Source organism: Jannaschia aquimarina, assembly GCF_000877395.1.
Taxonomy (GTDB): domain Bacteria; phylum Pseudomonadota; class Alphaproteobacteria; order Rhodobacterales; family Rhodobacteraceae; genus Jannaschia; species Jannaschia aquimarina.
Genome location: NZ_JYFE01000065.1, coordinates 19,579 through 32,821 on the forward strand (window position 1 = coordinate 19,579; position 13,243 = coordinate 32,821).

Genomic DNA, 13,243 nt, shown 5'->3' on the forward strand with positions numbered 1-13,243 from the left:
TCAGGCCTCCGCGCAGGCGGCTTGTGTCACCGGCTCGCCCTCGGGGACGTCGCGCCAGTTGACACCGGTCACCTCGCCATCCTCGCCGAACTGGACGCCGGATCCGATCTCCGCCCGGCGCCCGGCGGCGCAGTCGAAGAGGACGGGCACTTTCGCGGTGGGCGCCCAGCGGCCGTAGAAGAAGAGATCGACGATTCGCTGATCGGGCACCCGGGGATGGGTACGGATCGTCGCCTGATCCACCGCGACGAAGCGGCTGGTGAACGGATGCAGGTAGGTCCACGGACGATAGGGGCTGGCTTCCTCGACGGTCTGGGCGACGACGACGCCTTCGGGAAGCGTGGCCTTGGTGCGCGCGAACCAGCCGTATTCGCTGGATATCGTCGCGAGCAGCATCGCGCCGCCGGCCGAGACCGGCACGAGCCACGCGGGCAGCCGCCCCTTCAGCGTCCGGTTCAGGACCCAGACGAGCAGGCCGGCGGCGACCCCGGCCAACAGCGTTCCGACCAGTTCGAAGAACATGGGCTCCTCCCTCCCGTGCGTTCCGACCTTAACCCATAACCCCCCGCCCTTGCATCAGGGCAGATTGCATCGTCTTGATCACCACGAAGGCATTGCGCAGGTGACTGCGCTCGAAATCCGACAGGCTGGCTGGAGGCAGGAAATTGTCCGGCTTCTCGCCCCTCGCGATCTGGCGGGCCTGATGGCGCAGCCGCGTCTCGGCCACGAGGTCGTAGGCATCGAGCAGGTCCCGTCCGCCGCTGGGGCTGACGATCTTGGCGGAGATCGCCTGTTCGAGCCGGGCGCGCGTGTTCACGGCAGTCAGACGCCCCTGGAGGGCATACATCCGCGCGAGGTCGACCACGGGAACGACACCCGAAAGCTTCATGTCGATCGTGTTGCGATTCTCGCCGGACCGGATGGTCGCGAAGCCCCGCAACAGGCCCAGCGGCGTGGCATGGGACAAGGCATTCTGCGCCATGTGCGCCGTGAAGATCGAGTTGCCCGATGCCCGTTCGAGCGTCCAGGTCTGAAGCCCGTCGAACAGGCTGGCCTCTCCGCCGATGGGCCGCAGGTCGAACATGACCGAGGCAAGCATCTGGGCCTCTTTCGACGGGTTCGCGATCCAGTGGGCGAAGTATTCCCGCCACGTGGACAGTGGCTGGCACCAGCGCGGGTTGGTCGCCATCATGTCGCCGGGGCAATAGAAATAGCCGCAGGCATCGAGCCCGTCGGACACGAACCGGGCGAGCCGTTCGAACCAGGCGCGACCCTGTTCGTCGACGTCATCTTCGTAGAGGAGGCAGTTGTCCTGATCGGAGACGCCGGTCTGCTCCTGGCGCCCCTGGCTGCCGCAGGCGAGCCAGACATAGCGTGCGGGCGGGGGGCCGAACTCGACCTCGGCGAGTGCGAGCAAGCGGCGCGTCACGACGTCGGCCACATCGGTGATGAGCCGCGTGACCGTATCGTGGCGATGCCCCGTCGCGACCAGATGGTTCAGCATGCGCGGGATCCGCTCGGTGACGCGGGCGAGGGCGGCGACGTCGTCGGCCCGCGCCACCTCGGACACGAGCCCGGCCGATTGGGTGGTCTGGAAGCGCGTCAGATCGGTCTGGGTGACGATGCCCGCAAGCGTGCCGCCATCGACGATGGGCAGGTGGCCCAGCCGCCGCTCGGCCATCATGTGCAGAACGTCCGATCCGATCGCCGATGGCGGGAGCGTATGCGGATCCGCCGTCATGATCTCACGGACCGGGAGATCGGTGGGGGCGTCGGTGGCCAGGGCCTTGCCCACCATGTCGCGCAGCGTGACGAGCCCGATCAGTTTGCCGTCCTCGACGACGCATAGGCTGGAGATCCGGCTGTCGCGCATCATGCGGGCTGCCTCGGCGACAGAGGTGTCCGGCCCGCAGATCGCCGGATCGGCCGTCATCAGCGTCTCGACACGAACGGTCGTCAGGTCGTCGGGACTTGGCGTTGCGGTGGTGGAGCGGCTGCGGTCGAAGAAGATCCGAACCGCGCTCTGTCCGGCGTAGAGATCCTGAAACAGCGGCGAGGGCAGGCGCAGCAGCTCGACCGCCGAGCGGGCGCGTGCCGTCGTCGCGGCAAGGCCGTCGCGCAGAAGGCCGCGTTCGCCGAAGGAATTGCCCGGTCCCAGCAGGGAGACGAGCGCGTCGGAGCCGTCATGAATGGCCACCTGACCGTCGAGGATCACGTAGAGGCCGTCGAGCGGCCGGCCATAGGTGTAGATCGTCTCGCCCTCGGAGACCTGCTGCCGTTCGGCGCGGTCGGCGATGCGCTGACGGACCTCGGCGGCGAGGCCGGCATAGGGATGCTGCTGGGCGAGAAAGGCGCGGATCTGGTCGGTCATCGGGTGGCCCGGAAAGAGAGCGCTCCGCCCCGGTCTGGCCGGGACGGAGCCGTCGTGCGGATCGGCGGGGCGGGAGAGAAGGACCCGCCGATCCGTATTGGCTTAGTGGTCGGCCGCAGCCGCTCCGGCACCGCGCGGGATGCGGATCGACTCGACCAGGGCCTGCACCTCGACAGGAGGCTCGGCCGACGTCTTGGACACCGCCTGTGCCACCAGGAAGTTCAGCAGGGCGCCGACCGGACCGAAGGCCAGGGGCGAGATGCCGAACAGGTAGTTCTCGGGCACGTTCTCCAGCAGGTTGGTGCCGGGGATGAACAGGATGCCGAGATAGGTGAACAGGTAGGCCAGCGTGACGATCAGGCCGGTCAGCATGCCCGCGATGGCCCCTGCCGAGTTCATCTTCTTGGAGAAGATGCCCATCATCAGGACCGGGAACAGCGTCGCTGCCGCCAGACCGAAAGCCAGCGCCACGACCTGCGCCGCGAAGCCGGGCGGGTTCAGGCCCAGATAGGTCGCCAGCGCGATCGCGCCCGCCATCGAGCACCGGGCCCAGAGCAACTCGCCCTTCTCGGAGATGTCCGGACGGATGATCGTCTTGATCAGGTCGTGGGACACGGCCGAGGAGATCGCCAGCAACAGACCCGCCGCCGTCGAGAGCGCCGCAGCCAGGCCGCCCGCCGCGATCAGGCCGATGACCCAGGGCGGCAGGTTCGCGATTTCCGGATTGGCCAGCACGAGGATGTCGCGGTTGAAGTTGGTGAGTTCGTTGCCCTCCCAGCCGCGCTCCGCCGCCATCGCCTGCATGTCGGGATTGGCGTCGTTGTAGTACTGGATCAGCCCGTCGCCGTTCTTGTCTTCGAAGCCCAGCAGACCGGTCTGGATCCAGTTGCCCATCCAGTCGTATTCCGGGTCGTTCTCGATCGTCTCGACCGACACGGCCTCACCCTCGACGCCGTTAGGCCAGAACTGGTCCATGATGTTCAGGCGCGCCATCGCACCCACGGCCGGGGCCGTCAGGTAGAGAAGGGCGATGAACACCAGAGCCCAGCCCGCGGACCACCTTGCATCCGCGACGCGGGGCACGGTGAAGAAGCGGATGATGACGTGCGGCAGACCCGCGGTACCGATCATCAGCGACAGGGTGAAGAGCGCCATGTTGAAGTAGCTCGTCCCCGCCGTGTACTGGTTGAAGCCCAGATCGGTAACGATCTGGTCCAGCGTCGTCAGCAGCGGCTGCCCCGTTTCCTGGTGGGTGGAGAACAGGCCCAGGCCCGGGATCGGGTTGCCCGTCAGTTGCAGCGAGATGAAGACCGCCGGGATCGTGTATGCGATGATCAGGACGCAGTATTGCGCCACCTGCGTGTAGGTGATGCCCTTCATCCCGCCCAGAACGGCGTAGATGAAGACCACGCCCGACGCGATGAAGAGGCCGGTCGCGTTATCCACTTCGAGGAAGCGCGAGAAGGCCACGCCAGCACCGGTCATCTGGCCGATCACGTAGGTGATGGAGATGGTCAGCAGGCAGATCACGGCAACGACGCGCGCGGTCGAGCTGTAGAACCGGTCGCCGATGAACTCGGGCACGGTGAACTTGCCGAATTTGCGCAGGTAAGGGGCCAGCAGCAGCGCCATCAGCACGTAGCCACCCGTCCAGCCCATCAGGAAGCTGGAATTGTTGTAGCCGACGAAGGCGATCAGGCCCGCCATCGAGATGAAGGACGCGGCCGACATCCAGTCGGCGGCGGTCGCCATGCCGTTCATGACCGGGTTCACGCCGCGGCCGGCGGCGTAGAATTCAGCCGTGGAGCCGGCCCGCGCCCAGATGGCGATGCCGATATAGATCGCGAAGGACGCGCCGACGAAGATCAGGTTGATCGTAAACTGGTCCATCCGTCACTCCTCCTCGACGCCGTGTTCGCGGTCGAGCTTGTTCATGCGCCAGGCGTAGAAGAAGATCAGCGCAAGAAAGACCAGGATCGATCCCTGTTGGGCGAACCAGAAGCCCAGATCCGCGCCGCCGAATTCGATCCCCGACAGGAGCGGGCGCAGCAGGATGCCGAAGCCGAAGGAAACCAGGGCCCAGATGATCAGGCTTATCGTGATGATCCGGAGGTTGGCCGACCAGTAACCCGAGTCGTCCTCCGCCGCCTTTGAAGGGCTGGTCCCCTTCGAGTTCGTGACTTGATCCGCCATCTGGCGTTCCTCCTCCTGTGAATCGTCGTTCAACGGTCCGGGCTTTTCCGGACCATCCCCTCAGGCAGTTTCGCCCACCATCGTCTCGGCGATCGCGTCGGCGACCACATTGATCTCGCGCATGGCGTCGATTCGATGAAGGACCCCGCGCGCGCCGTAATAGTCCAGCAGCGGCGCCGTCTGGGCGTGATAGGCGTCCAGCCGCGACATGACCGTCTTGGCGTTGTCGTCCGCACGCCGGGTCATGTCCGTCGCGCCGCAGGCATCGCAGGTCTCCGCCACGCGGGGCGGCTTGAACGTCTCGTGATAGCCTTCGCCGCAGGATCCGCAGGTCATCCGACCGGATATCCGCAGGACCATCTTCACGTCGTCCACCTCTAGCGAGATGGCTGCGTCGATCGACTGGCCGCTCGCGTCCAGCATCCGGTCGAGAGCCTCGGCCTGCGCTTCGGTCCGCGGGAAGCCGTCCAGGACGACGCCCTTTGCGCAATCCGGGGCGGCGAGGCGCTCCCGCAGGATGGCCAGCACGATTTCATCGGTGACGAGGCCGCCGGCCTCCATGATCGGTCGGGCCTTCAGGCCGGCCTCGGTGCCGTCCGCCACAGCCTTGCGCAGGAGATCGCCGGTCGAAAGCTGGACGAGGCCGAACCGCTCCTGCAAGAGGCGGGCCTGGGTGCCCTTGCCAGCGCCCGGCGGGCCGAGAAGGATAAAGACCGGCGCAGCCCGGTTCGTGCGTCCACCGTCCATCATCAAGTCCTCCTTCTTGCACGACATCCGGTCGCCACGTCCGCGGCGGGATCGACATGCATTCCTTGCTTAAAGTCCTGGTCGGTCATGTCGGTCGAGAGCGACGAAAGGCGGAGCCTCGCGGGCCGCACTCGCCCATGACGCGATGGCGTGACGCTGATGACCATGAATTGCCCTCCTCGGTTTCGAGAAGGGCATGCAGGTCGGAATGTTCGACCGTATCCTCTTCCTCCACCGAGACTGACCCTACGGCACATTGCATTTGTTTCGCAGGGTCGGGGTGAAGCTGCCGGATGATTTTGTAATCAAATTTACCGATTTGGTGAAAAATCTGTAAATCACCGGCACGACTTCTGGTTGAGTCAGCGGATCGAACAGGTGCGGGCCGCCATGTTGGTAGTCTACGGCGGATGGGACCAATTCCACATTCGATGCTCAGGGCCACGGCGCTCCCGTCAGTGGAGGCTGCAGCACAAGGGCATGACGATTGGATGCGGCTCCCGTTCGGGCCGTCCAGCTTGGGCGGGACAATCCTGACTTTCTGCTCGGATAGTTCCCGCCAGGTCAGACGGACTGTCGAAAAACATCCCTTTTCGAGCGCTCCACCGTCATCGGATCCCCGCCTTCGGATCGTCATATGAACGCGGTCGCTACGCTTTTTCTTAAGACATTTTGCCGAATGTGTCCCAGCGCACAGTTCCACGTGCGCGGGTCCGCTAGACCGTGACCGTGAGGTCAGCGGTCTGCAGTCGGCAAGAGTTCCCGGGAGCGCCGGGTACGGTTTTAACGAGTGATCGAGTCCGAGTTTGCCGAGTTTGCGGGTACGAGTCGTTTTTTCCGAGTAGGTGGTTAGCCGTTGCGGGCCGGTCGTTTCGACGGTCGGTCCGTGGCGGCGTTTCCCATGCGGTCATAGCCGGCAGTCACTTGTTCGGTAGTGTCGACCCGGTCTGTCGTCCCAATGGTCGGCGATCCCGTAGATCCGTACCTGTTGCTCCACGCCGATGCTGACCGCGTAGTGCACTCCGCGGCAGCGCGATCGCGTCCGTCGGGTCCGAAAGCGTTGGACGCTGGGCAAGAGGTCATCCTAGATGGGCGCGGATCATCAGGGGGCGGCTTCCTCCGACTGTTCGCGATCCAAGGGGGGCCCATGTACGGCAAATACATCGGCACAGCGTGCAGCCCGTCGAAGGCCCCCGGATCCCGCCCGGATGGAGGGGCCTGACATGCGGGTCGAAGACCTCCTCGCGCTGAATCTTCCGATCTTCGAAGGCGTTTCCGCCGAGCAACTGTCCGCGCTGCCCCTTACCGTGCGGGAACGGAACTTCCGCAAGTGGGAGACGGTCTTTTCCCACGAGGATCGGACCTCGGACGTCTATATCCTTGTCTCCGGTGCGCTGCTGGCCGTCTTCTGGACAAAGGAGGGGCGCGAGATCATCTTCTCGCGGTTCTCCGAGGGCAGCTACTTCGGGGAACTCGCGGCTCTTTCGGATACAAGACGATCCCTGACGGTGACCTGTCGGACGAAGGCTCGGCTGTTGGTCATCCCCCAGCAGAGCTTTCTGACCCTGTTCGAGGAGGTTCCGAAGATCAGGCAGAGGGTCGTGCAGGGCTTGGTGGGGCGCATCCACGCGCTGACCTCCCGTCTGGTGGAGCAGACGGCCCTAACGGTCGAGCAACGCGCCGCGTCCCACCTGATCGCGCTGGCGGCCGAGCAGGGCGTGTTGCGCGACGGCGGCGTCATCAGCAACGTGCCCACCCATGCGGAGATGGCGGCCTATCTGGGGGCGAACCGTGAAATGATTACGAGAGTGCTGGGCCGTCTGTCCAAACGCGGGGCGATCAAGGGCGCCCGCAAGGAGATCACCCTGCTGGATATCGACGAATTGTCGGACTGTCTGGGGAGCTGAGGCATGGCGCCCCCTTGACGAGAGGCGCCCGACGCCCTGCGTGTCCGGCCCGACGGGAAACCCTTCGGACCGGACATTCGATAGGGGATCAGACGAAGACGAACGTGTCGTCCTGGGCGAAGTCGAGGCCGACGATCAGCGGGTCGTGATCCGACGCGCCGTAGACGTCATCGCTGAAGAAGCCCGGATCGGTGAATTCGCTGTCGTAGGACAGAAGGTCCGGCTCGTCGGCATTGACGTGCCACTCGGTGGCGCCGGTGACCGCACCGGCCAGATCCGCGGAAACGAAGGCCTGATCAAGCGTCCCCCGCTGGCCGTCGAAAACGAAGCTGTAGGCCTCGTCCTGACCGCCGGGCACGAAGGTGTCGATGATGTCGATATAGTCGGCCTCGGTCCCGGCATCGGCACCGTCGAATTCGCGCACGGCCTGGGTGGGGTCCTCTTCGGCATAGGCGTTGAAGTCCCCGAGGATCAGCGTGCCGTCACCCACGGGCAGGGTCGGGTTCGCCGCCTGCACCCCGGGCAGATACGTGTCTTCGAGCCAGACCGTCAGTTCCTCTGACGCGTCAAGCCGCACGCCGTTCCAGAAGCCCTGTCCGTCTCCCTGATCGAAGTTCGCATCCGCGCGGAGCGCGTCGATGGCCGCCTGCACGTTCGCGACCTCCGACGGGGGCACCGTGCCGTTCGCAAGCGCGGCGACCGCATTCTCGACCACATCCGCCAGATTGCTGTCGCCCTTCGACTTGTTGTGGACCGAGACGACGGTGAAGGTCTCGCCCGTGTCCAGATCCTCGAAGGTCGCGACCGTGGCGGGCCGGTTGCGCTGGAAGTCGTTCACTTGATCGCCCGTGGGTGAGTAGGGGTTCAGGATCTGCGCCAGCGCGAACGTATCCGCCGCGCTGGCTTCTTCGAAGATCAGCGCGTCACTGGCGACCAGCCGGACTTCGGTCGCGTCGAAGATGATCCCGGTGGCGATCGCATCTGTTCCCACGGGGGCTGCCGTTCCCGTCGGATCGACGAATTGCCAATCCGCGGCCGCGTCGGACAGGTTGAGCTCATCCGTCAGTCTGTCGACAGCGGAGCCGTCGGCAAAGCCGTCATTCTCCAGCTCCTGCAGGGCGAGGACCGAGGCGCCGGTCCCCTCGATCTGATTGACGAGATTCGCGGTCTGCCGGTCGAGATCATCGGCGGAGTTCGCGCCACGTTGTCCCAGTGTGGCGAAGTAATTCTCGACGTTCAGGCTGGCGACGATCAGTTGGCCTTCCTGCGGTCCGGCGCCGCCAGGATTGCCCAGAACGTCGTCCGGCACCGCCTGCCGTGCCCCCCCGTTGGTCGTCTCGTCGATGACGAGCGTTTCGCTCGCGAGAACGCGGTAGCTCCCGAAGCCCTGGGACATGATCCCCTGAACGGGGTCCACGATCTCGGCGCCCAGCCGAACCGTGCCGCCCAGATCGAAGTCGTCCGCGGCGTTCAGGATGCCGTTGCCGTCGTCTCCGGGCGACGTGTTCGGGAGATAGGCGAACGAGGACAGGTTCGATCGGAAATCGCCGTCGTCGATGACGAGGCGATTGTTTGCATTGGCCTCGAGAAGCGTCTGGACCTCCGACGCCTCGGTCTGCGCATCGAAGAGCTGGGTCGGCTGGGTCATGATGCCGTCAGAGACGACGATCTCGCCGAACCGGTCGAGGTTGAAGTTGACCGTGATCGTCAGAGCCTCCGTTCCGCCGCTGACGACTTCGACGCGCATTCCTTCGGTCGCCTCGTAGACTGCCGCTTCGTCGGCAGAGGAGACGGTGACGCGAACGGCGTCCGGAAGCGCAGAGATAGTGGCGTTGACCACGTCCGTCGACGTCCCGGAGAGTTGGGTCTGCCCGCCGAATTCGGAGACCGTCCCCGATGCGCGAACCGTCTGGCCGACCGAGACGAGCGATGCCGGATCCGATCCGGAGCCGGTGAAGACGAACAGGCCTTCGGAAGTGGCGGCGTCGCCATCCTGGTCGGCGGCCTCTTCCTGAACGTAGTAGCCATTGGACGAGACGTAGGTGACGATGCCCTCGACGGTGACTGCCGCGCCCTGGATCGCGCTTTCGGTCCCGCTGCCCTGAATGGCGGAAATGAGCGTCAGGGCGCCACCGCCACCACCGCTGCCGGACCCGCCGGAGGTCGGCGAGTAGACCGAGGCGTCGAAGAAGCTGCCGATCTCGAAGCCGTCGTCGCCCCGGATCGCGCCGGGCGCAAGGAAGGTTCCATCGGGTCCGACGACAGCATCCGCGTATGTCAGGGGTGCGTCGTCGTCGATCAGCGCGACGCCGTCGACTATCGCGCCGAAAGGTGCGCCGTCGTCGAGGATACCGTCATCGTCCGCATCGAGGTCGTCGAACCGGGTCGCGCCGGTGAAATCTTCCACCAGCAGGAAGCTGGAGGAGGTGTTCTCGAACGTATTGTCCGCGATGGCGAGGTCCGGCGCGACGCCGAACGTATTCTCGGCGGTTGGGCTGGCAGCAAGGAAGAAGCCGTTGTCGCCGATCTGCTGGCCGTCCAGATCGACCACTCCGCGCACTTCGCCATCCCCGTCGAGCTGGATCAGGGCGTAGCCGTCGAGCGACGTGCCCGCCTCGCCGCTCAGTTCGAGGAATTCCCAGTCGTCGCCGGTGTTGCTGATGGCGATTTCGCTGATCTGGAGTGGCGCGGGGGCGGCCTCCGCTCCGGGCGAGCCGACATCGCCGCCTGCGTTGCCGCCTTCGGCCAGAGAGGCGCGGCCGGTCCCGGCGGGCGTTGCGCCGCCTTCGGTCGACCGGGCCCAGTTGGTGCCGTCATTCGCATCGGCGGACAGGTCCGTCAGATAGATCGAGGCCGACCCATCATCGGTCGGCCAGTCGCCCGAATCGTCGTAGGTCACGTCGATGACAGTCTGGCTGCGGGTCTCGAAATCGGCCGTGTAGGTTTCGAAATCGGCCCAGACGGTGATCCGGTCGCCGCTGTTGTTCAGCGCGAGGTCGTTCCATTCTGAGACGGCGATCAGCGTCACATCGTCGGCCAGGTTCCACGCGGCGCGGAAATCGGCCTCGGTCAGATCGTCGCCGTTGTAGAGCACGGCGCTCGCACCGGCCGCGATCGTGCCGGAGGCGATGTTCGCCTGCGAGACGCGGGTCGCGTTGCCGTCGTCGATGACGTAGCCCGCGAGGTCGATGGCGTCGGACGAGACGTTGGTGACCTCGACCCATTCCCAATCCGGCTCTGAAGATCCGGGATTGTACATGATTTCCGACAGGACGACACTCGGTCCTTCCTCCACGTCGGTGACGGAAATGCTCAGATCCTCGGTCGTGACGCCTCCGTTTCCGTCATCCGCGGTGACCGAGATCTCGTAGACGTTGTCGCCATCCGCGTCTTCGGGCGTCTCGAAGTCCGGCGCGTCCGCGAACGAGATGGCTCCGGTCGCAGGGTCGATAAGGAAGAAGGCCGCATCGGCCCCGCCCAGCGACAGGGTCACGGGATCGCCTTCCGCGTCGGTCACCTCGGCGGTCGCAATCGGGCCGGTCTCGCCTTCGGCCTGCTCGGCGGTTGCGGGCAGGGTCAGGACGGGGGCGTCGTTCGTCCCCGTGATCGTGACGGTGACGGTCGCCGTCTGGCTGCCGCCCCGGCCGTCGGAGACCGTGTATTCGAAGCTGTCCGTCGCGGTCTCTCCCTCGGCCAGCGCGTCGAACAGGGCGCCCGGATCGTAGGCCAGGATGCCATCGGTCAGGGTCACGCTGGCGCCGGCGCCGCTGGCGGCAGAGACGGCCGTCACGGCCAGCGTATCCCCGTCGAAATCGCTATCATTGGCGAGGAGGTCCGCCACGGCGATGGACGTGACGCCGTCCTCGGGGGCGACGACCGTGTCATCGGTCGCGACGGGGCCGTTGTTGCGCCCGTCCAGAAAGATCGTGGTGTCGTCGAAGCGAAGGGCCTCGAACCCGAAGAGACGGTCGAGGCCGTCGGCGCCGTCGACGGTCACGCGACCGGGCAGCAGGCTGATCGAATAATCGGCAAGCAGGCCCGAGAAGACGGCCGTGTCCGTACCCCGCCCGCCGAAAAGGCGGTCATTGCCCATCCCGCCCCGCACGAGGTCGTCGCCCGACCCCGCCCAGACCCGATCATCGCCCGCGCCGGTCTCGATCAGGTCGTCGCCGCCGAAGGCGAAGACGTAGTCCCGGCCCGTCCCGCCGAGGATCGTGTCATCGCCAAAGGTACCGAACTGGAACGAGAGGGGGATGCGGAAGAACGGAATGGGCATGGGCTGTCTCCTGGGTGGGAAAGTTCGGGGCGTTCTGCCCCGGGAACTTCACCGTATTGTGTCGGTCGGTCTGCAGGGCGGAGCGTCCGGTCTTTACCCGTGTGGAGGCAAGCGCGACGTAGCGGCCGCGGATCGGTCGATTGGCAAAGTTTCGCCGACGCGTCGGATTCAGCGGGCGGCGTCGAGGCGGTATCCGACGTTTCGCAAGGTCACGATCCGCCGGCTCTCTTGGCCGAGTTTTCGGCGCAGCCGGCCGACATAGACGTCGACGATGTTGGTCATCGGATCGGAGGTGACGCCCCAGACCGCGTTCAGGATCCGCTCGCGGGACAGGACACGGTTCGGGTTGCTGAGGAACAGGACGAAAAGATCGCGTTCCTTCCCGGACAGGTCGAGCGGGGCCCCGTCGATCGACGCTTCAAAGCTTTCCCGGTCGAAATGCAGGCTGCCGACGGAAATCTGCCCGGTTTCGGCGTCTGCGTAGACGCCGCTCGCACGTCGATGCAGCGCTTCGATCCGCGCGACGAGTTCATCGAAGTCGAAAGGCTTCGGCAGGTAATCGTCGGCGCCCAGCTTCAGACCGGCGATCCGTTCGTCCGTGCTGTCGAGCGCGGAGAGCATGAGGATCGGGACCGACCGGCGGCGGGCGCGCAGCTTGCGGCAGACATCCTGCCCCTGAATGCCGGGCAACATGAGATCCAGAAGGACCACGTCGACAGACTGCGTATCGACGACCTCCAGGGCGGTCTCGCCGTCCGACACATGCTCGACCGACCAACCCTCGGCCATCAATCCGCGGCGCAGAAAGTCCGCTACTCGTTCCTCGTCCTCCACGATGAGAATATTCATTTTATGCCTCCATCAATCAGCCGCAGGATGGAGCCATCTGAATGCGCACCCAATCGGACCGAGGCTTAGGCGCCGCCTTTATTCCGAAGGTTTAGGGCATCTGGAATCCCGGGGTCTGGTTCGGGTCCCTCTGGGCGGTTTGCCACCAGCCTGGGCGTCGGGCGCAGCGGCAGATCTACGATGACGCGCAGGCCCCCCGTCTCGACATCGGCCAGGTCGACCGTGCCGTCGTGGGCCTGAACGATGCTGCGCACGATGGGCAGGCCCAGCCCGTGCCCCTCCTCGTTGCCGGACGCACCGCTTCCGCGGAAGAACCGGTCGAAGGCCTGCGCCTTCTCACCGTCCGAGAGGCCGGGCCCGTCATCCTCGACGATCAGAAGGAGGCGGCCATCGGCTTCGCGCGCCGAGGCGGCGATATGGGGTCCGCCATGCCGACGCGCATTCTGAAAGAGCGCCAACATGCATTGGCGAAGGCGAAGCGCATCGACATAGGCGTGCAGGGGCGCCTCGGGCAGATCGAGTGCGACGTCTCTCGGAAAGGTCTCGGCGGCCTCGCGCAGGATCGACCGGACGTCATGCTCGTGCCGGTCGAGCCTGAGTTGTGCCGCTTCCTGGCGGGAAATGAGCAGCAGGTCGTCCACGATCCGGTTGGTGTGCCGGGCGCTGTCGCGGATGCGGGCCAGTGCATCCTGGTAGATCTCGGCGGGCTGCTCTCCGCGGCGCAAGGTGACCTCGGCTTCGCCCTGGATGATCGTCAGCGGGGTCCGGAGTTCGTGGCTGATATCGGCAAGAAGCTGGCGCTTCTGGCTCGCGTTTCTCTCGATCTCGGCGATCAGGCGGCGCTGCTCTGCCGTGCGCGCATCGACCATCGCTTCGAGGCGGTCGGACTCGCTGCGCGTC

General features: G+C 65.6%; 9 protein-coding genes. 1 reads left to right on the plus strand and 8 read right to left on the minus strand.

Annotated features, from left to right (window positions below; translation table 11 throughout):
• The 5 genes from jaqu_RS17550 to jaqu_RS17570 form a co-directional block, all read right to left on the minus strand.
• Positions 1 to 522: a hypothetical protein gene (locus jaqu_RS17550; protein ID WP_043920310.1), complete on the minus strand. Its 522-nt coding sequence runs from the start codon at positions 520 to 522 to the stop codon at positions 1 to 3.
• A 28-nt stretch (positions 523 to 550) separates the two neighbouring features.
• Positions 551 to 2,371 (minus strand): DUF294 nucleotidyltransferase-like domain-containing protein, encoded by a 1,821-nt coding sequence (locus tag jaqu_RS17555; RefSeq protein ID WP_043920311.1) that lies wholly within the window; start codon positions 2,369 to 2,371, stop codon positions 551 to 553.
• A 102-nt stretch (positions 2,372 to 2,473) separates the two neighbouring features.
• Positions 2,474 to 4,261: a sodium:solute symporter family protein gene (locus tag jaqu_RS17560; RefSeq protein WP_043920312.1), complete on the minus strand. Its 1,788-nt coding sequence runs from the start codon at positions 4,259 to 4,261 to the stop codon at positions 2,474 to 2,476.
• 3 nt (positions 4,262 to 4,264) lie between these two features.
• A complete protein-coding gene (locus jaqu_RS17565; RefSeq protein WP_043920313.1) occupies positions 4,265 to 4,564 on the minus strand; it encodes a DUF4212 domain-containing protein in 300 nt (99 codons plus the stop codon).
• Positions 4,565 to 4,624: 60 nt separating this feature from the next.
• Positions 4,625 to 5,311, minus strand: coding sequence for an adenylate kinase (locus jaqu_RS17570; RefSeq protein WP_043920322.1), 687 nt, complete (start codon positions 5,309 to 5,311; stop codon positions 4,625 to 4,627).
• 1,223 nt (positions 5,312 to 6,534) lie between these two features.
• Between jaqu_RS17570 and jaqu_RS17575 the strand changes: the two genes are divergently transcribed.
• Entirely contained in the window at positions 6,535 to 7,218 is a 684-nt protein-coding gene (locus jaqu_RS17575) for a Crp/Fnr family transcriptional regulator (protein ID WP_043920314.1), read from the plus strand.
• Positions 7,219 to 7,306: 88 nt separating this feature from the next.
• Here jaqu_RS17575 and jaqu_RS17580 read toward each other — a convergent pair whose 3' ends face one another.
• The 3 genes from jaqu_RS17580 to jaqu_RS17590 form a co-directional block, all read right to left on the minus strand.
• Positions 7,307 to 11,494: an ExeM/NucH family extracellular endonuclease gene (locus jaqu_RS17580; protein ID WP_052501053.1), complete on the minus strand. Its 4,188-nt coding sequence runs from the start codon at positions 11,492 to 11,494 to the stop codon at positions 7,307 to 7,309.
• Between the two features lie 168 nt (positions 11,495 to 11,662).
• Entirely contained in the window at positions 11,663 to 12,343 is a 681-nt protein-coding gene (locus jaqu_RS17585) for a response regulator transcription factor (RefSeq protein ID WP_043920315.1), read from the minus strand.
• A 65-nt stretch (positions 12,344 to 12,408) separates the two neighbouring features.
• A partial coding sequence (locus jaqu_RS17590) for a sensor histidine kinase (RefSeq protein WP_161793896.1) occupies positions 12,409 to 13,243 on the minus strand: 835 nt, incomplete at its 5' end.